Origin of the sequence: Gordonia sp. ABKF26 (genome assembly GCF_041103195.1) — a bacterium.
Taxonomy (GTDB): Bacteria; Actinomycetota; Actinomycetes; order Mycobacteriales; family Mycobacteriaceae; genus Gordonia; species Gordonia terrae.
Window position 1 is genome coordinate 4379201 of the sequence record NZ_JBGCVZ010000003.1, and the last position, 20472, is coordinate 4399672.

Consider the following 20472-nt stretch of genomic DNA (forward strand, 5'->3'; position numbering starts at 1 on the left):
CCTCAGGCTTTCGCCAGGCGCTCCCGCAACGCCACCTTCTGGACCTTGCCCGCCGCCGACGTTGGCAGCTCGTCGACGACGAACACATCGCGAATCTTCTTGTACGGCAACACCTGTGCCGCGACGAAGTCCGACACCGCATCGGCGTCGATGACATGACCGCCCCGGGCGACGAGAAAGGCGACCGGTTCCTGACCCACCGCACCCGCCTCCCGGGCGACGACCGCGGCCGCCTCGACGTCGGGATGCGTCACCAGGATCTCCTCGAGCTCGCGCGGATACACGTTGTAGCCCTTGTAGATCAGCATGTCCTTCGCGCGGTCGCAGATGTAGAGGTACCCGTCGGCGTCGCGGTAGGCGATGTCACCGGTGTCGAGCCACCCGTCGACGAACTGTTTGGCCGTCTTGTCGGGGTGATCGAGGTAGCCGTCGGTGACCTGCGGTCCACGCACCCACAACTGCCCCTTCTCCCCCGGCGCGAGGACGACGGTCGGATCGTCGACGGCGCGGATCTCGATCTCGGTGTCGAACGTCGGCAGACCCACACTGCCGAGCCGGTATCGTCCCGCGGACGTCAGGGGCGCCGAGGACACCAGGCATGTCGCCTCGGTGAGGCCGTAGCCCTCCACGATCGCCGCTGCCGGGAACGCCTTTTGGAGCTGCTCGAGAGTCACATGGTCGATCGGTGCGGCGCCGGAGGAGACGACCCGCACCGAGGTCAGGTCCCGCGCGGAGACGTCGGGGTGCACGGCGAGCGCGTGCCACATCGCTGGGCTACCCGTCACGTACGACGCCCGGTGCTCCTCGATGAGGGCCAGCATCCGTCCGGGTTCGAAACGACCGGCGAACACGTGCGTGGCGCCGCACAGAAGGAGAAACGACATGTTGATGAGGGCATGCGCGTGGAACAGCGGGGACACCACGACCGTCGCCGCGTGCCCGGGGACGACCCCCGGGTTCTCCGCCGACCGGGGTGCCAACGTCAGGAGCCCGTCGGCACCCACCTCGACGGAATGTCCCGCCCGCCAGCCGATCATCTGCGTGACGTTGCCGAGGACGTTGCGATGCAGGACCCGCACGCCCTTGGACACACCCGTGGTGCCACCGGTGAAGGCCAGATGCGCGACGTCGTCGCTCGTGGTCGAAACCTGCGGTGCCGCACCATGCCCGGCGACGAACTCCGCGAGGGGGACGGTGTCGATGCCGTCCCGCGCATCCGCGGCCCCGTCCACCGTCACCACCGTCGTCAACCTCGTACCGGCGGCGGCTTCCAGGAGACGCCCGGACTGTTCGACCTGCGTGAAACCCACCACCGCACCGGTTTCCGCGATCTGACGCCGCAGACCCGGTACGGGCTGCAACGGATTGACCAGGGTCACGGATGCGCCCGCGCGCAACGACCCGTAGTAGGCGACGACGAACTCGACGCTGTTGGTCAGGTACAGCAGGACCACATCGCGATCGGCGACCCCCGCGGAGCGCAACGCCGACGCCACCGCGGCCGACCGTGCGTCGAGCCCGGCGAACGTGAGCGTCGTCGCGCCGTCGACGACGGCTGCACGATCGCCGTACAGGGCCGCCATACTCGCCGGCAGTACCGCCATCGTGGTCTCGGGATAGCGGAGAGTGGTGGGCGTCGGGGCAGACATCGCGATGTTCCTCTCGAGAGGCGTTGTGGGAGTGCCGAATCGTTCGTGCCGGCTCCGGCTACCTCGGCGCCATCCGGATCGCCCCGTCGAGGCGGATGGTCTCGCCGTTGAGGTAGGAGTTCTCCAGGATCGAGGCCGCGAGCCGGCCGAACTCCTCCGGACGCCCCAGCCGTGCGGGGTTGGGGATGCTCGCGGCCAGCGCATCGCGCACGTCGTCGCGCAGACGCGCGAGCAGCGGCGTGTCCATCGTGCCCGGCGCGATGGTGTTGACACGGATGAGCTTGCTGGCCAGGTCCCGCGCGGCGACCAGCGTCATCCCGACGATGCCCGCCTTCGACGCCGCGTAGTTGATCTGGCCTATCTGTCCCTCGAACGCCGCGACCGACGCGGTCATGACGATGGCGCCGCGTTCGCCGTCGACCGGTTCCTGCCGCGCGATGCGTTCCGCGCCGAGCGCGAGCGCATGGAACGACCCGACGAGGTTGAGCTTGATGACGAATTCGAAGTCCTCGACCGAACCCGCCTTGCCCTCCTTGTCGAGGATGCGCATCCGCCGGCCGGCTCCGGCACAGTGCACGAGTCCGCGCAGACCTCCGCGGTTGTCGGCGACATCGAGTGCGGCGGCGAACTGTTCGGCATCGGTGATGTCGGCGGCGGCGAACGAGGCAGCGGTGCCGAGTCCGTCGGCCACGGCCTGCCCGTCCGAGGTCGGCAGATCGATCAGGGTGACCAGCCCACCGGCGTCGACGACACGTTGGGCGGTTGCGAGACCGAGACCGGATGCGCCACCGGTGATCGCGATCGAGCGTCCTTTGAGTTCCATTGTTATTAAGTACCTTTCGATGTGATTTTTCGTGCTCCCTGAGGAGCGAGCGAAGCGAGCCCAACCCTGCTCCCTGAGGAGCGAGCTTGCGAGCCCAACCCTGCTCCCTGAGGAGCGAGCTTGCGAGCCCAACCCTGCTCCCTGAGGAGCGAGCTTGCGAGCGTCACGAAGGGTCCTGGCGAGGTGCGTGGCAGACCCTTCGTGACGCGCCCTCCGCAAGCTCCGGACGCTCCTCAGGGAGCGAGAACAGGCGCGCCCTCCGCAAGCTCCGGACGCTCCTCAGGGAGCGAAGGGGGCCCACCGCTCCTCGCGCCGCCGGAGCGGAGGCTCTGCCGTCAGAGCAGTTCGAGGATGGTGGTGTTGGCCATGCCGCCGGCTTCGCACATCGACTGCAGCCCGTACCGGATGCCGTTGTCGCGCATGTGGTGGACGAGCCGCGTCATGAGGATCGCGCCGGATCCGCCGAGGGGATGGCCGACGGCGATCGCACCGCCGAGTGGGTTGAGACGCTCGATGTCGGCGCCGGTCTCGGCTTGCCAGGCCAGGGGCACCGGGGCGAAAGCCTCGTTGATCTCGAAGGCCCCGATGTCGTCGATCGACAGCCCGGAGCGCTTGAGTGCCTTCGCCGTGGCCGGGATCGGTCCGGTCAGCATGATCACCGGGTCGTCGGCGGCGACGACCGCGGTGTGGATTCGGGCGATCGGCGTGAGACCGTGCGACTTCGCGGTCTCGGCGGACATGATCAGCAGGGCAGCCGATCCGTCGGAGATCTGCGAGGAGTTGCCGGCGTGGATGACGCCGTCCTCGCTGAAGGCCGGCTTGAGCTTGGCGAGCGACTCGAGGGTGCCACCGCGCCGGATTCCCTCGTCGCCCTCGAGCACTCCCGGGATCGGGGCCAGCTGGGCGTCGAACGCGCCGCGGTCGGCCGCCTGCGCGGCGAGCTCATGCGATCGCAGCGAGTACTCATCGAGACGGGTGCGATCCAATCCCCATTTCGCGGCGACCATCTCGGCGCCGATCCCCTGGCTGAACTTGTCGACGCCGTAGCGGTCGAGGACCGTGGGCGGCTGATGCTCGCCGTTCGGTGCCGCGCTGCCCATCGGCACCCGACTCATCGACTCGACACCGCCGGCGATCACGACGTCCTGCTGACCCGACGCAACCGCCGCGGCCGCCATGCTGACCGCCTGCTGGCTCGATCCGCAGGCACGGGTCACGGTGGTCCCGGGGACACTCTCGGGCCAGCCGGCGGCGAGTACGGCCGTCCGCGCGACATTGCCCGCCTGTTCGGCGGCCTGGCTGACACAACCCCACACCACATCGTCGACGACGGCCGGATCGAGGCCGGTCCGCTCGACGAGCGCCTCGAGTACGTGGGCCGACAAATCGGCGGGATGGATACCGGACAGGGCGCCGCGGCGGCGGCCGATGGGCGCGCGGACCGCGTCGACGATCACTGCATCACGCATGGGGACTCCTCGAGGTCAGGGCAAGGGATGTGGTTGTGTCCGGCGTGCACGACGCCGGCGGACGCCGATCGCCCGTTGTGACGAGCCGACCACCGGGGCGCTTGGCAGACAAGTCGATTCACACTCACAGTCGATGAGGCCCTGCCTATGGGACGCGTAGGTCACGGTGTGGCGCCTTCGACGGCCGGCGCGTGCGGACGCAACCGGGCACGGTCCCGCTCGGGATCGGCGAACACCAGGGCGAGTAGCGCGCACACCGCGGCGACGATCCCGAGCACCTGGAACGCGGTGGCGTAGCCCTCGGCGGGTGTGGCGGCCGCGTCGACGATGACACCCGTGGCGTACGGCGCGACGAGACCGCCGATCGCCATGATCGCCAGGAAGACGCCCAGCGTGCCCGCGGTCTGCCGGGGCGGGCAGATCTCGGCGACGGCGGCGTTGAACAGCGGGAACACCGTGGCCGCGGAGCCATAGCCGATCGACAGGATCGCTACCGCGATGATCGGGGTGCCGACCGAGGGCAGCAGGAACAGCAGGACGCCCGAGACGAGGACCCCGACCGACGGCACGACGATGCGCAGCATCCGCGACGTCGCCCCCTTCGAGATCATCCGGTCACTCGTGATCGAACTCAGCACCATCAGGACCAGGCCGACGATCGAGGGGAACGCGAACATCGACCCGGACTGCAGCCGGCTGTAGCCCAGTCCTTCTTCGAAGTACGACGGCAGCCAGGTCAGCACGACGCTGACCAGCGCGTAGACACTCATGACCACGAGGGCTCCGGTGACGAAGGTGCGCGAGCGGAAGATCGAGATCCACGGCGTCGCCGGTTCGGCATCGGCGCTCGCGGCGGGCGTCTTCTTGGACGCCTTGCCGCTCGCGATGTACGGGCCGTTACGCCAGGTCGACAGCCAGACGACGCACCAGACGAGGCCGCCGGCGGCGAGGGAGATCAGCGCCCAACGCCATCCGAAGCTCACGGTGATCACGGCGAGCAGCGGAGCGATCGCGATCTTCGAGATCGACGCCGCCCCGGCGAGGAGTGCGCCGGGCAGCGCGCGTCGGGCCGGGGGGTGCCAGGAGTAGGCAGCGGTGTGCAGGAGCGCCGAACTCGGACCTTCGGCGAGACCGAGGAACAGCCGGCTGAGGATGAGGACCGCGAACGACGCCACCATGACCATCGGTAGCATCGCCGCGGCCCAGCACAGCGCCAGCAGGACCAGCGACCAGCGCAGGGTCATCCAGCGGTTGAGCAGTCCCGCGAAGAAGCCGCCGATCGTGAACGTCAGGAAGAACAGGCTGCCGACGAGACCGATCTGGGACGAGCTCAGGCCCAGCTCTTCGCGGAGCGGTTGCGCGATGATGCCCAGCACCGCCTTGTCGGCGTAGTTGATCACGTAGAGGCTCACCAGCAGAGCCGTGAGACCCCAGGCGCCGGCGCGGGATTCGCCGCGCGGGCCGAGGCCCCGCGGGGTCCGGCCCGCTTCGAAGTCGGTGGTCTGCGTGGCCTCTCCGGATGAGGCGCGCGCCGCGAACGCGGGCCTCTTCCCGGGTCCTGATCCGGAGGTGGTCGTGACCGGCATGGTGATACCTCTTCCGACGAGTGGTCTGGGTGACGATGCGATCGCCGAGTGGGGTGGATCACATCTGTCCTGATTCAAACCGCGCGTGAACACCACTGACAACGTTCGCTCGGCAAACGATCCGACTGCGCCTGCCTATGTGTCCAGGCCCGCGCCGGCGCGAGCTGGGGTCATTGGCAGGCCCTATCGGAGACTTAGCGTTGGTGCGTTCGGCACCCCTCGTTTCATTGGCACGCGCTATCGCTCCCTTAGTTCACGGCGACTACCTCGCCGAGGTCGAGGCGTGCATGCTGTGAGACGGACCGTGTGGAGTCGCACGCCACTTCGCCGCCGATGGTGCGTTCGCACCCCGACCGACTTCGGAGACAAGCCACCACCATGACCCGCCTCGCGCAGACCCTGGGCCTCACCGAGATCCAGACGGAGATCCTGGCCAACGTCCGCTCGTTCGTCGACAAACAGATCATCCCCGCCGCGCAGGAGCTCGAGCACGCCGACGAGTATCCACAAGCCATCGTCGACGGCATGGCCGAGATGGGCCTGTTCGGCCTGATGATCCCCGAGGAGTACGGCGGGCTGGGCGAGTCACTGCTCACCTACGCCCTGTGCGTCGAAGAACTCGCTCGCGGGTGGATGAGCGTGTCCGGGGTGATCAACACCCATTTCATCGTGGCGTACATGATCCGCCAGCACGGGACCGACGACCAGAAGCAACGGTTCCTGCCACGCATGGCGACCGGTGAGGTCCGCGGCGCGTTCTCGATGTCCGAACCGGAACTCGGGTCGGACGTGGCGGCGATCAAGACCATCGCGAAGCGGGACGGAGCCGACGCATACGTCATCAGCGGGCAGAAGATGTGGCTGACGAACGGCGGGTCGTCGACTCTCGTTGCCGCTCTGGTCCGTACCGACGAGGGCAGCGAACGGCCGCACAAGAACCTCACGGCGTTCCTGGTGGAGAAACCCGCCGGATTCGGCGAGGTGCTGCCCGGCCTGACGATCCCGCGCAAGCTGGACAAGATGGGCTACAAGGGCATCGACACCACCGAGCTGATCTTCGACGGTTATCGCGCGCCGGCCACGGACATCCTCGGCGGCGAACCCGGCCGCGGTTTCGCGCACATGATGGACGGCGTCGAGGTCGGGCGGGTCAACGTGTCGGCGCGCGCCTGCGGAATCGCCCAGCGCGCATTCGAACTCGGCGTGAAGTACGCACAGCAGCGATCCACGTTCGGCAAACCCATCGCCGAACATCAGGCCATCGCGTTCTCGCTGGCCGAGATGGCGACCAAGGTCGAGGCCGCGCACCTGATGATGGTCAACGCGGCGCGATTGAAAGACTCCGGCGAGCGCAACGACGTCGCCGCCGGGATGGCCAAGTACCTGTGCAGCGAGTACTGCGCCGAGGTCACGCAGGCCAGCTTCCGAATCCACGGTGGCTACGGCTATTCGAAGGAATTCGAGATCGAGCGGCTGATGCGCGACGCGCCATTCCTGCTGATCGGCGAGGGCACCAGCGAAATCCAGAAACAGATCATCTCCAAGGGACTGCTGCGCGAGTATCGGGAGCGATGACCGCCGCAGCGATGAACGTCGTCAGAACCACCCGCCCACAACAGTTTCGAGGGATCACATGCAGCGCCGCATCTTCACCGAGGACCACGAATCCTTCCGCAAGACGATCAGGGACTTCATCGCCAAAGAGGTTGCGCCCGTCTACCACGACTGGGAGAAGCAGGGGCATCCGCCGCGCGAGTTCTACAACCGGCTGGGCGAACTCGGCGTCCTGGGTATCGAAGCGCCCGAGGAGTTCGGCGGCGGAGGTGTCTCGGACTTCACCTACTCGATGGTGATAGCCGAGGAGACCTCGGCCGCGGGTGTCACCTTCGGCAGCTACTCGGTGCACTCCAACCTGATCCTCCCCTACCTCGTCGAGTACGCCACCGCCGAGCAGAAGCAGCGCTGGCTGCCCGGATTCTGTTCCGGCGAACTCATGTTCGCCATCGCGATGACCGAACCCGGAACCGGCTCGGACCTCGCCAACATCTCGACCACGGCCAAGCTGTCCGAGGACGGGTCGCACTACGTACTCGACGGCGCGAAGACGTTCATCACGGGTGGAGCGCTGGCCGATCGCATCCTGGTGGTCGCCCGAACCGCGGCGTTCGACGAGTCGAATCGTCGTGCGGGGCTGTCGATCCTGGTCGTCGACACCGCATCCGAGGGTTTCGCGGTGGGTCGCAAGATCGAGAAGATCGGACTCAAGGCCTCCGACACCGCCGAGCTCTCGTTCAGCTCGGTCCGGGTTCCCGTCGAGGATCGGCTCGGCGAGGAGGGCGCGGGCTTCTCCTACCTGGCGCACAACCTCGCGCAGGAACGGCTGACCATCGCCATCGGGGCGTCGGCCACCGCGGCCGCCGCCGTCCAGCACGCGATCGCCTACACCAAGGAGCGCGACGTCTTCGGCAAACCCGTTGCCGCGTTCCAGAACACCAAGTTCGTACTCGCCGAGTGCTCCGCCGAGGTGGAGGCCATCCGGCAATTCGTCGACCGGGCACTCGAACTCCACAACGAGGGCGAGCTCACCGTCCCGGACGCGGCCCGCGCGAAGCTGTTCGCCACCGAGACGGCGGGCAAGGTCATCGACAAGTGCCTGCAGTTGCACGGCGGGTACGGCTACGTCCTGGAGTACCCGATCGCCCGGCTGTACGCCGACACCCGTGTCACCCGCATCTACGGTGGCACCAGCGAGGTCATGAAGACGATCATCGCCAAGGATCTCGGCCTGTAGGTGTAGCGCCAGCGGAGTGCGGGATTCGTGCCGGTTTCCAGTACGAATCCCGCACTCTGTGAGGACCATCAGGCGATCGCTCGGCGCACCTGCGCCGCAACGTAACCGGGCCGCTCGACCAGATCTGCCCAAGTGAAGTTGAGTACCGTCCACCCCAGGGCGATGAGCGTGTTGCGGCGGGTGCGGTCAGGCTGAAAGGCGGCCGCGTCGCGGTGATGCGCCATTCCGTCGATCTCCACCGCAACCTTTCTGCCGATGAAGGCGAAGTCGATCTCGTAGCCGGACACCGGGTGATTCGCGACCCAGCCCGTGATCTCGTGCTCGCCGAACAGTTCCACAGCGAGCCGCTCGGCGACCGAACGAGCACCAGAACCCAGGAGCGCGAGCATCTTCGCCATCTCGTGTGCACCTCGGCAGCGTCGTCGACGCTGATACGTCTGCACCAGAGCATCGACGGTGACCCTCTTGTCCTGCAAGGCGCGGTCGAGCACGTCGATCTTTCCTTCGATGGCACCCTCGAGGACGGACAGCGGCACGGCCGTCACCGTGAGGCCCTTCTCGACCACGACGTCGGACTCGTCGAGGTTTCTTCGCACGACGAGCGTCCCCTTCACCGGCGAACCGTGCCAACTCCGCGAAGCGGTGACGGTTGTCGTCGCCGGCCGTGTGGTCACGAGACCGTGCCACCATGCGGCCGACAGTCCGCTGAGTACGGCGTCTGCGGAGACCTGCAGAGTGGCCAGGCGAGTCCGGGTCCTCGCGGTCACCGGATGATCGGCCAGCCGATAGACGCCGGAACTCGCACGAACCCACTCACCGGAGTTCACCCGCCGTCCGATCGCGCCGCGACTGAGACCGTGCTCGCCGGCTTCGGCCGCGGTGACAACGCCGTCGCGCGCCAGAGCGAATGCCCGCAAGGCAGGTGCAGTGGCCATGCACAGGTAGACGCACGCCGAACCGTGCAGGTTCCACGTCCGCGGCAAAGTGCGGTATTTGTGCCGACTTCCGAGACCGATCCCGCACTCTGCGGCCGGACCCGGGGTCGTTGTCTTAAGATTTCCTGAGCAATCGGCGGGTAGCGGAAGTGGTGTGCGTGGTGGGGTTTGTCCGGGGCGGATTCCAGGTGTCGGCGACGGTGTTGGTCACCGCGTTCGTGGTGTCGATGATGGCGGCGGTGGCCGCGCCCGCGCAGGCCGCCCCCATGCGCTACACCGGCGGCACCTATGTCGCGCTCGGCGATTCGCGGGCGTCCGGGAGTTTCTACACCCCGACCCCGGCGTACTTCGCGGGATGCAAGCGGTCGGCGTTCAACTACCCGACCCTCGTCGCCGGGGCGACCCTGCCGCGGCGTTTCATCGACGCCTCGTGTGCGGGCGCGCAGGCGACACACCTGTACCGGTCCCCGCAGCACACCAGCGGCGGCACCAAACCGATCCAGCTGCACCTGGTCCCCCGTGATGCGCAACTGATCACCGTGAGCATCGGCGGCAACGACATGCGGTGGAACGCGATCCTGAACCAGTGCCGGACCCCCGCGTTCACCGACCGCCGCTGTCGCCACAACCGCGCCCTCGAGAACGAGGTCCGGTGGCGGATCGACCTGATGGAGAACCGGGTGACCCCGGCGCTGCGTGCGATCCGGCAGAAGGCGCCGAAGGCCCAGATCATCGTCGTCGGGCTCGGTGGTTTCATCGGCTTCAGCGGATGCTGGCCGCTCGTACCGCTGAGCGACCCCGACGCCCGATGGATGCGCGAGGTCTTCAACCGTGCCAACGGCGCGCTCTGGCGGGCGTCGACCGAGGTCGGCGGCACCTTCATCGACGCGAACCGGCGATCGGCGGGCCACGATGCGTGCAACCTGATCAACCCCTGGTACGAGAGCTCGCTGTCGAATCGCATCGCGCTGCCCTTCCACGTCAACCAGGCGGGCGCCGTCGCCTTCGCGGCCATGGTCAACGGGGCCATCCGCCGTTAGCCCGGCACCGGCCACCCACTAGCGTCTGACGGGTGGCTCATCTACTCGGCGCGGAAACCCTAGGCCTGGAATACCCGACCACCAAGGTCTTCGAGTCGGTGTCCCTCGGGGTCAACGAGGGCGACCGCATCGGCATCGTCGGCCGCAACGGCGACGGCAAGTCGAGCCTGATGGCGATGCTCGCCGGACGGATGCAGCCGGATTCCGGTCGCGTCACCGTGCGTGGCGGAGTGCGGATCGGTGTCCTGGACCAGGTCGACGTCTTCGACGAGGACGAGACCGTCGGGCATGCGGTCGTCGGCGACCGCCCCGAACACGAATGGGCGGGCGACGCCAAGGTCCGCGACGTCATCGGCGGCCTGCTCGGGGACGTCGAGTGGGCGGCGCCCACCAGTTCGCTGTCGGGCGGTCAGCGCCGTCGGGTGTCGCTGGCCCGGCTGCTCGCCGGCGAGCACGACGTCCTCGCGCTGGACGAGCCGACCAACCACCTCGACGTCGAGGCCATCACCTGGCTCGCCGAGCACCTCAAACGGCGCTGGCCGGCCAACGCCGGCGGGTTGATGGTCGTCACCCACGATCGGTGGTTCCTCGACGAGGTCTGCACCGTCACCTGGGAGGTGCACGACCGGATCGTCGAACCCTTCGAGGGTGGTTACGCGGCCTACATCCTGCAGCGCGTCGAACGCGACCGGCAGGCCGCGGCCGTCGAGGCGCGTCGGCAGAACCTCGCCCGCAAGGAACTCGCCTGGCTGCGTCGCGGCGCCCCCGCGCGGACCTCCAAGCCGAAGTTCCGCATCGACGCCGCCAACGCGCTGATCGCCGACGTCCCGCCGGTGCGCGACACGGTCGCCCTGCAGTCCCTGGCCACCGCGCGTCTGGGCAAAGACGTCGTCGACCTCCTCGACGTGTCGGTGTCCTATGGCGACCGCGACGTCCTCGACGGCGTCGAGTGGCGACTCGCCCCGGGTGAGCGAACCGGCATCCTCGGCGTCAACGGCGCCGGCAAGTCGACGCTCCTCGGCCTCATCGCCGGCACCGTGGAGCCGACCGGCGGACGGGTCAAGCGTGGCAAGACCGTCAAGGTCGCGACGCTGACCCAACGCCTCGACGATCTCGACCGGTACCTCGACGACCCGGTCCGGAAGGTGATCGCCGAACTACAGACCACCTACACCTTCGGCTCGGGATCGAAGGCGCAGGAGCTCTCGCCGTCGCAACTCCTCGAACGACTGGGCTTCGACAGCGCCCAGCTCTCCACCCCGGTCAAAGACCTGTCCGGCGGGCAGAAGCGTCGGCTGCAGCTGCTCCTCATCCTGCTCGCCGCCCCCAACGTGCTGATCCTCGACGAGCCGACCAACGACCTCGACACCGACATGCTCGCCGCGCTCGAGGATCTCCTCGACTCCTGGCCGGGCACGCTCATCGTCGTCTCGCACGACCGGTACTTCCTCGAACGCGTCACCGATCAGCAGTTCGCCGTCCTCGACGGCAAACTGCGTCACCTCCCGAACGGGGTCGACGAGTTCCTCAAACTGCGTGCGGCACAATCGAAGGGAAACTCGGCGACCGCGTCGACCCCTGCCGGCGCAAACTCGAGCCCGTCTCTCAGTGGCGCCGAGTTGCGTGCCGCCAACAAAGAGCTGGCCTCCTTGGAACGTCGGATCGACAAGCTGCACAGCAAGATCGACTCCGCCCGAGCCGCACTTGCCGACCACGATCAATCCGATTACCAGGGGCTCGCCGCGGAAACGGAGAGCATCCGCGCCATGGAGGCCGAGCTGGCCGAGGTCGAGGAACGCTGGATGGAACTCGGCGAAGCCCTCGAGTGATCGCTACCGGCCGAACGACTCCCGGATCACGGTCATCACGTCGGGCAGCGACTCGTCGACGACACTGCTGTGGTCGGCGCGCGCATAGGTCTTGAGATCGACGTCGGTGCCGGCGTCGCGCATCGCCGACCGCAGCGACCGGCTCAGCGGATAGGGCAGCACCGGATCGAGAAGACCGTGCGCGAGAGTCACTTTCGCCGGATACCCGGAGGTGGGGACCTCGGCATACTCGCGCAAGGCGTTGCGGAACTCCGGCTCTGCGGTGAACGACGACGCGACGAGCGAGCCCGGGGACACCGACCGCAGCGCATCGACGAGATCGCCGTTGCACCGGGCTCGCGCGCGGTCGAGGAAACGCTTGCCGTCGGAGGTCAGGAAGTCGGCGACGCCGAGTTCCGGGTGGGCGTGGTCGAGTCCGGCGAGGGTGAACAGGAACGGCGCACTGAGGACGTTGAGCGCGCCGAGACCTGGGACGCGGGGGCCGAACAATCCGAACAGGTTCTCCAGCGACGAGACCGGGGCGATCGCGACGATGCCGGCCACCGGCAGCTCGGGTGCATGGTCCGCGGCGAGGCGGCCCGCCTGCAGCGCGGCGTGACCGCCTTGCGAATGGCCGGTCGACACCCATCGCGACCCGAGTGAGGGATCGACCGACCGGGCCGCGCGGATCATGTCGAGCACCGAATACGCCGCCGCCCGGCCGCCGAGGTACTCCGTCTCCCCCGCCGATCCGAGCCCGGCGTAATCGGTTGCGGTCACGGCATAACCGGCTGCGAGTGCCGCCCGCACGGGAGCTTCGACGCCATCACCGAGTCGGTGCAGGGTCGGCGCGCACTCGTCGGCCAGTCCGACCGTCCCGTGCGCCCAGGAGACGATCGGCCAGCCACCGGCGGGCGGCGTCCCCTTCGGCACCCAGTACACGCCGCTCGACATCGCGGGACGGCCGTTCTGATCGCGCGTCGCGTAGGTGAGCCGGGTGCCCGATGCGGCCGCCGACGGGAGTTCGTCGGCAACGACGTCGGTGGTGGTGAACACGAAACCGTCGGCGGGGGCGGCGGCCGTGGCGGCGCCGGTCGCGGCGACGGTCGCGAGCCAGAGCAGCAGGACGATGAGGATTGGCGTCGCGGTCCGCGGTGGTCGGCAGAGCATCGACCGACTGTACCGGCCATGGAAACCTGCAGAAGCGGGTCAGCCCCCGGTGGGTCCTTGCGCGCGGTGATGTCCCGATGATTTCGGAGGTGCCGGCGTAAGCGGTGGGTGAACCGGAGTGCGAATTTCGGTCCACCCCGCCCCGAATTCCGCCCGCAATCGGCCGCGCAGGGCGGCGACAGACAGGAAACCCGACCGTCCGGCGACCGCGTCGAGCGGTAGGTCCGGCTCGGCGGCGAGCAACTCCATAGCGTGCGCAAGTCGACGTCGCTTGAGCAAGATCGCTGGCGAGGTGTCCGCGTCGGCGAAGTGCCGATAGAGATGGCGGCGGCTCATGTGCAGCGCCGACGCGATCGTGTCCGCCGAATAGCGCGGATCTGCGAAGTGTTGTTCGATCAGCTCGGCAGCGGCCTCGCGCACCATGACACTGTCGCGCTGGGGATGACGCTCGTGGTAGCTGTGCATACCGATCGCCTCCCGGATCATCCGGATCGCCGCGAGCTCCATCTCCGTGGTGACCTCCCGTCCCAGCATCGCAGCGTCACTGGCGAACCGACGCACGAACTGCGCCGTCGACCTCGATACGAGTGAGTCAGCGGCAACCGGGAGGCGCGGCGCCGATCCGGACTCACTGCTGAGACCGAGCAACCGCTTGGGGATGAGCAACATCGCGCTGTCTGCGACACAGTCGACGACGTTCACGAACGGACTGTCCAACGCCAGGACGACCAACTGCCCCTCGCCGTACGCCATCTCCGTGCCGTACTGGGTGATACGGAGATCGGACTCGAGAACATGAGCGGCGACGATCACCAGGTCGATCGGCATCTCTCGGATCGCCGCCCTGGTCAGCTCCGTCGTTCTTGGTGTGTGTAACTCGCAGTGCGCCATCATCATCGACATCTTGCGGTGATAGATGATCGACTCGTAGCCCTCTGGAAACTCAGCATTGACCGAACTGAACGCCGACGAATAGGCCGCGAGACCTGCCCGTCCGCGGAGGCGAATGGGTTCGGGCAACTCGTCCGGATGCCGCACCCCCCACCGCTCGTACCAAGCATCTACGACGGCGGGTTCAAGGCCCCTGCGGGAGTAGCCTCGGCCGTTCATCCGCGCACCTTCACCCATCCGCTCCTGCGGTCTGACAACTGTTGCGACGGAAGAGGTCCGGAGTCACACCGAACTCAGCGCGAAATCTGTTGCGCAGGATGGCCGCCGACGTGAACCCCGAGGCCGCGGCAACTCTGTCGATGGTGATGTCGCCCTGCGTCTCCAACAGGGTCCGGGCCCTCTCGAGCCGACGCCGGGCGATCAGTGCTGCCGGTGACTCACCGACCCCGGTGAACATCCGGTACAGATGGCGTCGGCTGACATGCATGCTGCGGACGATCGAGTCGACGGTGAACTCAGGGTCGCGGTAGTTCTGTTCGATAAGTGCCACCGCGGCCTCCTGGGTGCTCGTGACGTTGTTGCCGATCTGTGCGGTCTCCGTCCGCACACTGCGTAGGGCGCTACGGACGACGTCGATCGCGGCGAGCTCTGCCTCCGCGTCGGTTTCCGCCCCGCGTACCGCGACCTCGTGGGCGAAGTTCCGCACGAACGCAGCGGCGGAGCGGGCGAGCGGGGTCTCGATGATGGGGGGTACATCCTCCCCGGCATCCTCGGCCAGCAGCGCGGAGGGTATCCACACCCCGACTGGATCACTGATGTCGAAGGACGTGTGCGTGAATCTGCGCGACGTATTGAGTACGGCGAGAAAGTCCTCTCCTCGATACGACGTCGAACGGCGACCCTGGGTGATGAGCCCCGTGGTAGGCATGGACTGGGTGCCGACGATGACATAGGACTCGCGTCCGGTCGTATCGGGCGGGCCGTTGCCGACCATCGTGCAGGGCGTACGCAGCGCGGCGAAGGCACAGATCAGCGAGAGGGGACGCCAGAAAACGATCTCGGCGAAGCTCTCGACTCCCTCCGGTCCGGAGACCGTAAGTGCTGCCGGCAGGTACTGCGCGGCACCTTCCCTACCAGCCCGGTAGACATGGCGGGTCGCGCTCTGGCCCACCGGGCTGAATGCTCCGATCTCCCCGTACCACTGCTCGACGACATCGTCCGCGAATACCGAAGCCGTGTCGGGTGACTGCCCAGAAGGTGTCATCCCCTGTCCCGCTTCCAGACCGGCGCGACGATGAGCGACGCGAACATGAAGCACAGCGCGCCGACGAACGTACCGGTGTTGGCGAGGGTGTTGTCCAGGCTGTTGCCGTCGGCGAGGACGTAGGCACCCACCGCGGACACCGCGAACGCGACGCAGCCGACCCAGTTGATCTGGGTCGACCACCATTCGACGCTCCGCGGATTCCACCATCGGTCGGTGCGGGTGTAGGCAATGATCGCGGCGACACCGCTGATGAGGAACGCCACCGAACCTGCCGCGTCGGGAGACCAGACGAAATGCTTGTCGGCCGCGGCGGTATGGGCGGTGAGCGCGGAGGCTGTACTCACGTTGAACATGATAGTGCCGGCCGATTGGGTCGATGCGGCAAGCCATTCCGCACGCACCATCGTGCCCGAACCGTAATCGACGGAGACGGTGGCGGGTCCGCTGCGGAGCAGCTGGACCAGTCCGGCCGCGGTGAAGAACCAGGCACCGACGAAGTAGCACAGGTTGGAGTTCGACGCCCCCGCCCAGGAGCCGAAGCCGGGGGCCGATCCGAGTGCGAACAGTGCGGAGCCGATGACGAAACCCCAGCACTGCTTGTTGAGGGTCGGTTCGAGCAGGAGGTGGCGCCAGTGCCGCGGCTCGACAGCGATGCTCATGTGTTGTGCGTCCTCAGGAGTCGGACACCACACGTACCGGTGCCGGGGCGTCGACGGCGCCCCGGCACCGGGACATCAGTGGTGGAAGTGCGAACCGGTGTCGGACACGCGCGGCATCGGAGCGTCGAGACCGTCGAGGAAGTCGACCTCGGCCACGATGTCGGTCAGCAGCGCGGTCGCCAGATCATGGCTCAATCCCGCTCGGACGACGATGCGCTGCAGGGTCATCGACGCGAGGTTGTCCGCCATCGGGTAGGCGGGTACGAGCCAGCCCTTCATCCGGAGTCGGTCGGACAGGTCGAACAGTGTCCAGTTGTCGGTGTGATCGGACTTGAGTCGCCACGCGAAGACCGGGATGGTGTCGCCTCGACTCACCAGCTCGAACGGTCCGATCTCGGCGATCTTCCCGGACAGGTATTGCGCGACGTCCAGTGAGCTCTGCTGGATCTGGCGATACCCCTCCCGCCCGAGGCGCAGGAAGTTGTAGTACTGCAACAGAACCTGTGCGCCCGGACGCGAGAAGTTGAGCGCGAGGGTGGGCATGTCACCGCCCAGGTAGCTGCAGTGGAACACCATGCTCTCCGGCAGGGCTTCGGTGTCGCGCCAGATGATCCAGCCGAGGCCCGGGTAGACGAGGCCGTACTTGTGCCCGGAGGTGTTGATCGACACCACCCGCGGTACCCGGAAGTCCCATTCCAGTTCCGGCTGACAGAACGGGGCGATCATCGCGCCCGACGCGCCGTCGACGTGGATCTTCACGTCCAGCCCGGTCGACGCCTGGATCTCGTCGAGCTTCTCCGAGATCGCTTTCACGGGCTCGTACAACCCGTTGTAGGTGACACCCATGATCGCCACGACACCGATCGTGTTCTCGTCGACGTACTTCTCGAGGTCGTGACCGTCCAAGACGACGTGGTCCTCGGTGACCGGAACCCACCGCGGCTCCACCTCGAAGTAGTTGAGGAACTTCTCCCAGCAGACCTGAACCGCGGTGGACAGCACGAGGTTCGGCGATTCGGTCGACTTGCCCTCGGCCTTGCGACGCGCCTGCCAGTGCCGCTTGAGTGCCAAGCCCCCGAGCATCGCCGCCTCCGACGAGCCGATGGTCGATGTCCCGATCGAACTCTCCACGTCGGGCACGTGCCACAGGTCGGCGAGGATCTTCCAGCACCGGTCCTCGATCGCCGCGGTCTGCGGGTACTCGTCCTTGTCGATCATGTTCTTGTCATAGGTCTCGCTGTAGAGCTGTCGCGCCTCGTCGTCCATCCAGGTGGTGACGAACGTGGCGAGGTTGAGACGTGCGTTGCCGTCGAGCATCGCCTCGTCGTGCACGATCTGATACGCCGTCTGGGGCAGGCTCATTCCGTCCGGGATCTGGAACTTCGGCAGCTCGGTCGCCTCGCCGGGCCGCACGAAGACCGGGTTGATGAACAGCGAATCGGTTGCGTTGGTGGTTGTTCTGGCATTCGAATGCTCGGTGGTGGTCATACTCTCTCTCCTTGGGAGTAGGGGTTTCAGTCGGATTGACGTACTCGGGCAGTCCGTGGGTGACCTGGCTATCTAGACCTCCACCGGCGGGTAGAGACGATCCATGTTGTACTGACGGTTTCGACGAGCCGCCCAGGTGGACACGGCGAGGAACACCGCCGTGAGTCCGGCCACCACACCGACCGCGATCCACAGGCGATGATCGACGCCGCCGACCGTCAGTTGCCGCAGGCCGTTGACGGTGTACGTCATCGGATCCACCCAGTGGATGTATTGGAACGGTTTCGTGGTGGTCGGGACGGGGTAGATACCTCCCGCCGAGGTGAGCATGATCATCAGGAACGCCAAGGTCACCACTCGTCCTACCGCTGGACCGAACAGCGCGTTGAACATCTGGATCATCGCGAGGAACATGGCGACCATCAGCAACATGAAGCCATACGTTGCAACGGGATACGCCGGTCGCAGACCGATCGCGAAGACCACCACGAGATAGAGGATGGTCGCCTGCAGCAGTCCGACCATGAAAGTCGGCGCGAACGACGCCAGTACCACGCGGAACGAATTGAGACCCTGCGCGATCGGCCGGGATTGCAACGGGTTGAACAGCATCCAGGCGATGATGCTGCCGACGAAGAGCGCGAGCCCGAAGAAGAACGGGGTGAAACCGGTGCCGAAGGTCTTGGCCTCGTTGAGGGTGTTCTCCTTGAGCGCGACCGGGCGTGCCAGAGTGGCGGTCAGTTCGTCCTTCTGCTGTTGTGACCACGCGGGAATCGCCGCGACGCCCTCGTTGATCCCGGTCGCCAGTTGCTGGGTACCGGCCGCTAGTCGGACGGTACCCGCCGCGAGCTGGTCGGCCCCGTTGCTGAGCTCCACCAGACCGGTACTCAGTTGGTCGGCGCCGGAGCTCAGTTGCGAGGACGCCGAGCGCGCGGCGAGAACGTCATTGCGCAGGCCGTCGTCGGCGAACAGGCCCAGCGCGATCCGCGTCGGGCTCTGCGGGTTCGACAACTGGCCGGACAACAGTTGCGCGTCGGTTCGCAGCTGGGTGAGCTGGTTGTTCGCGTCGGGACTCAATCCGCCGGTGTCGAGCAGCGATTGGGCTGGTGCGATGGTGTCGGCGATGGCACGCACGTTGGGGTCAGGACTGGACCGCAGGCGATTCACAGCGTCGGACAGCAGTCGACTCGCCTGTGACTGCCGTGAGGACACTGCTCCGAGCTGCTCGGCGATGGACCCGCTCGTGGCGCCCAGCCGAGACGCGGTCGCCGCGAGTTCCTGCGGACTCGGTCCGGAACCAGGGCCCTGACCGAGTGCGGCGATCAGCGGGGTCGTCGCGCGCTGGACGACCGTGTCGAGCTCATCGAGGGCGCCGGCCAGCTGCTGACTGCCGTCCCGCGCCGTCACCAGGTTGGTGGCCAGTTCCCCGGCACCGGTGTTCGCAGTCTTCATCCCGGCGTTCAGCTCGTTCGCACCGGCCTGCGCCTGTCGCAGCTTCGGGATCATCTGGCTGACGTCGTTCAGGACGATGTCGAAGGTCTGCGCGCCGACCTGCGCACCGACCTGGTTGACAACTTGCTGGGCGGCGTCCTGTCCCATGACCGTCGACAGGTAGTTGTTCGCGTCGTTGTAAGTGAAGATCAGCTCGGCCGATCGCGGCGTGCCGCTCGTCGGGGACGCCAGGGCCTCGCTGAAGTCCTCGGGCAGGGTGATCGAGAAGTAGTAGGTCCCGTTCGCGACGCCTTCCTCGGCCTCCTTTGCCGAGACGGGGTGGAGGTCGAGTTGCTTGGAAGCGATCAGACCCGCCGCGACCTGATCACCGGCTTTGAGAGGCTCCCCCTGGACGACGGCACCGCTGTCTGCGTTCACAAGGGCCACGGGAATCTTGTCGACGGCGTTGAACGGATTCCAGAAAGCCCACAGGTAGAGCGCGCCGTACATCAGCGGCATGAGGATGATGACGATCAGCGCGAGTCGGGGCATGCGGCCCCGGTAGTAACGCTTGAAGTCGCTGCCCGGAGAGAATGCGGCAAGCATGTTCAGTTCCGATCTTCTGAGACGATTCGCACGAACTCGTGGTCGGTCAGGTTGTCGACCAGGAGGACCTCACGTATGCCGACACCTGGATGGACACCGTTGACGTCGGCGGTGATGACCGTCTGTTCACGCCCGAGGTCGACCAACCGCTCGAGTAGCCGGTGCGCGCTGCTGGTCCGCGTCATCCGGTCGACGCCGCCGGTGACGAGCAGTGGCGGTCGTCGCAGGTTCGCCATCGCGATGCGGAACAGTGCAGCCGTCAGTTCGGGCAGTTCCTCGACGAAGGCATCGAGGTGCGGAAGGGTCAGCGGCCCGAACACCGGTCGGCACAACCGCTCCAGATCGTCGGCCGTCGACTGCCCCACCCATCGGAACCACGGGGCCTGCCAGCGGATCTGCTCGGTCAGGACGTCACGGACCCTGATCGTCTGGTCGATGCCGTCGACCTCGTCGATGTCGGCGATCGCCGCGTTCTTGAAGAGCTTTCGGGCGTCGTTCGTCCTCCCGAAAGCGGTGAGTGAGCCGCTGGTGGGCGCCATCCGCCCGGCCAGTGTGAGCAGGAGTGCCGTTCGTCCACGACCGCCCGACCCCTGCAGGACCGTGACCCCGCCCGCGCGGATCGCCACGTCGGTGGGTCCGAAGATCGGCCCCCAGGAGGCACGTACCGCAATCTCCTCGGCGACAATCAGGAACTCATCCGAGTCGCGGAATTCGTCCGCGACGCCGATCGGACCAGGCCCTCCCTCTCCGGAATCTCCGGTCGCGCTCATGATGGACCTCTCATCAGGAGTGGCGTTCCGCGATGGAATGACGCGGAGATCAGCCCCTCGTTCGGCCCCGACGGCACACGACACAGAAT

16 protein-coding genes are annotated in these 20472 nt (G+C 67.0%); 4 read left to right on the forward strand and 12 right to left on the reverse strand.

The annotated features are described in order from the left end of the window. Positions 1 to 2: 2 nt before the first annotated feature. From AB4Z55_RS20300 to AB4Z55_RS20315, 4 genes are all read right to left on the reverse strand, one after another. Positions 3 to 1649 carry a class I adenylate-forming enzyme family protein gene (locus AB4Z55_RS20300; protein WP_354559961.1) on the reverse strand — a complete coding sequence of 549 codons (1647 nt, stop codon included), beginning with the start codon at positions 1647 to 1649 and terminating at the stop codon, positions 3 to 5. A gap of 58 nt (positions 1650 to 1707) precedes the next feature. Beyond that, a complete protein-coding gene (locus AB4Z55_RS20305) occupies positions 1708 to 2472 on the reverse strand; it encodes an SDR family NAD(P)-dependent oxidoreductase (RefSeq protein ID WP_354559960.1) in 765 nt (254 codons plus the stop codon). Between the two features lie 335 nt (positions 2473 to 2807). Further along, positions 2808 to 3941, reverse strand: a complete 1134-nt coding sequence (locus tag AB4Z55_RS20310; RefSeq protein ID WP_354559958.1) for a thiolase family protein — start codon at positions 3939 to 3941, stop codon at positions 2808 to 2810. A 161-nt stretch (positions 3942 to 4102) separates the two neighbouring features. After that, entirely contained in the window at positions 4103 to 5527 is a 1425-nt protein-coding gene (locus AB4Z55_RS20315; RefSeq protein WP_354559956.1) for an MFS transporter, read from the reverse strand. 378 nt (positions 5528 to 5905) lie between these two features. Between AB4Z55_RS20315 and AB4Z55_RS20320 the strand changes: the two genes are divergently transcribed. Further along, the gene (locus tag AB4Z55_RS20320) at positions 5906 to 7102 is read left to right on the forward strand and encodes an acyl-CoA dehydrogenase family protein (protein WP_064569346.1); all 1197 of its coding nucleotides are present in this window, start codon (positions 5906 to 5908) and stop codon (positions 7100 to 7102) included. 58 nt (positions 7103 to 7160) lie between these two features. After that, complete coding sequence (locus AB4Z55_RS20325) at positions 7161 to 8318, forward strand: acyl-CoA dehydrogenase family protein (RefSeq protein ID WP_354559955.1); 1158 nt, start codon at positions 7161 to 7163, stop codon at positions 8316 to 8318. Between the two features lie 68 nt (positions 8319 to 8386). On the opposite strand, the gene AB4Z55_RS20330 is transcribed toward AB4Z55_RS20325, so the two are convergent. Beyond that, positions 8387 to 9253 carry a DUF559 domain-containing protein gene (locus AB4Z55_RS20330; protein WP_369520397.1) on the reverse strand — a complete coding sequence of 289 codons (867 nt, stop codon included), beginning with the start codon at positions 9251 to 9253 and terminating at the stop codon, positions 8387 to 8389. Positions 9254 to 9411: 158 nt separating this feature from the next. Here AB4Z55_RS20330 and AB4Z55_RS20335 point away from each other — a divergent pair, with 158 nt between their 5' ends. Together AB4Z55_RS20335 and AB4Z55_RS20340 are read left to right on the forward strand one after the other, a co-directional pair. Then, the gene (locus tag AB4Z55_RS20335; protein ID WP_369520398.1) at positions 9412 to 10293 is read left to right on the forward strand and encodes an SGNH/GDSL hydrolase family protein; all 882 of its coding nucleotides are present in this window, start codon (positions 9412 to 9414) and stop codon (positions 10291 to 10293) included. A gap of 32 nt (positions 10294 to 10325) precedes the next feature. Further along, entirely contained in the window at positions 10326 to 12122 is a 1797-nt protein-coding gene (locus AB4Z55_RS20340) for an ABC-F family ATP-binding cassette domain-containing protein (RefSeq protein ID WP_369520399.1), read from the forward strand. A 3-nt stretch (positions 12123 to 12125) separates the two neighbouring features. Here AB4Z55_RS20340 and AB4Z55_RS20345 read toward each other — a convergent pair whose 3' ends face one another. The 7 genes from AB4Z55_RS20345 to AB4Z55_RS20375 form a co-directional block, all read right to left on the reverse strand. Then, positions 12126 to 13271 (reverse strand): lipase family protein, encoded by a 1146-nt coding sequence (locus AB4Z55_RS20345; RefSeq protein WP_369520400.1) that lies wholly within the window; start codon positions 13269 to 13271, stop codon positions 12126 to 12128. Between the two features lie 39 nt (positions 13272 to 13310). After that, positions 13311 to 14381, reverse strand: a complete 1071-nt coding sequence (locus tag AB4Z55_RS20350; protein WP_369520401.1) for a helix-turn-helix domain-containing protein — start codon at positions 14379 to 14381, stop codon at positions 13311 to 13313. A 10-nt stretch (positions 14382 to 14391) separates the two neighbouring features. After that, positions 14392 to 15426 (reverse strand): helix-turn-helix domain-containing protein, encoded by a 1035-nt coding sequence (locus AB4Z55_RS20355; RefSeq protein WP_369520402.1) that lies wholly within the window; start codon positions 15424 to 15426, stop codon positions 14392 to 14394. After that, on the reverse strand, positions 15423 to 16088 hold the full coding sequence (locus AB4Z55_RS20360; protein WP_369520403.1) for a hypothetical protein: 666 nt from the start codon (positions 16086 to 16088) through the stop codon (positions 15423 to 15425). Before AB4Z55_RS20360 ends, AB4Z55_RS20355 begins: the two co-directional genes overlap by 4 nt. Positions 16089 to 16163: 75 nt before the next feature. Continuing rightward, a complete protein-coding gene (locus tag AB4Z55_RS20365) occupies positions 16164 to 17576 on the reverse strand; it encodes a glutamate decarboxylase (RefSeq protein ID WP_369520404.1) in 1413 nt (470 codons plus the stop codon). A 72-nt stretch (positions 17577 to 17648) separates the two neighbouring features. Further along, positions 17649 to 19613, reverse strand: coding sequence for a YhgE/Pip domain-containing protein (locus AB4Z55_RS20370; protein WP_354559943.1), 1965 nt, complete (start codon positions 19611 to 19613; stop codon positions 17649 to 17651). 2 nt (positions 19614 to 19615) lie between these two features. Beyond that, complete coding sequence (locus tag AB4Z55_RS20375; RefSeq protein ID WP_369520405.1) at positions 19616 to 20383, reverse strand: hypothetical protein; 768 nt, start codon at positions 20381 to 20383, stop codon at positions 19616 to 19618. Between the last annotated feature and the right edge of the window lie 89 nt (positions 20384 to 20472).

Excerpts from the sequence above, each read along its gene's own strand:
- AB4Z55_RS20375 (WP_369520405.1), bottom strand. The coding sequence starts at position 20,383 with ATGAGCGCGACCGGAGATTCCGGAGAGGGAGGGCCTGGTCCGATCGGC.
- AB4Z55_RS20355 (WP_369520402.1), bottom strand. The coding sequence starts at position 15,426 with ATGACACCTTCTGGGCAGTCACCCGACACGGCTTCGGTATTCGCGGAC.
- AB4Z55_RS20360 (WP_369520403.1), bottom strand. The coding sequence starts at position 16,088 with ATGAGCATCGCTGTCGAGCCGCGGCACTGGCGCCACCTCCTGCTCGAA.
- AB4Z55_RS20315 (WP_354559956.1), bottom strand. The coding sequence starts at position 5,527 with ATGCCGGTCACGACCACCTCCGGATCAGGACCCGGGAAGAGGCCCGCG.
- AB4Z55_RS20300 (WP_354559961.1), bottom strand. The coding sequence starts at position 1,649 with ATGTCTGCCCCGACGCCCACCACTCTCCGCTATCCCGAGACCACGATG.
- AB4Z55_RS20310 (WP_354559958.1), bottom strand. The coding sequence starts at position 3,941 with ATGCGTGATGCAGTGATCGTCGACGCGGTCCGCGCGCCCATCGGCCGC.
- AB4Z55_RS20325 (WP_354559955.1), top strand. The coding sequence starts at position 7,161 with ATGCAGCGCCGCATCTTCACCGAGGACCACGAATCCTTCCGCAAGACG.
- AB4Z55_RS20350 (WP_369520401.1), bottom strand. The coding sequence starts at position 14,381 with ATGAACGGCCGAGGCTACTCCCGCAGGGGCCTTGAACCCGCCGTCGTA.
- AB4Z55_RS20345 (WP_369520400.1), bottom strand. The coding sequence starts at position 13,271 with ATGCTCTGCCGACCACCGCGGACCGCGACGCCAATCCTCATCGTCCTG.
- AB4Z55_RS20365 (WP_369520404.1), bottom strand. The coding sequence starts at position 17,576 with ATGACCACCACCGAGCATTCGAATGCCAGAACAACCACCAACGCAACC.
- AB4Z55_RS20370 (WP_354559943.1), bottom strand. The coding sequence starts at position 19,613 with ATGCTTGCCGCATTCTCTCCGGGCAGCGACTTCAAGCGTTACTACCGG.
- AB4Z55_RS20330 (WP_369520397.1), bottom strand. The coding sequence starts at position 9,253 with ATGGCCACTGCACCTGCCTTGCGGGCATTCGCTCTGGCGCGCGACGGC.
- AB4Z55_RS20305 (WP_354559960.1), bottom strand. The coding sequence starts at position 2,472 with ATGGAACTCAAAGGACGCTCGATCGCGATCACCGGTGGCGCATCCGGT.
- AB4Z55_RS20320 (WP_064569346.1), top strand. The coding sequence starts at position 5,906 with ATGACCCGCCTCGCGCAGACCCTGGGCCTCACCGAGATCCAGACGGAG.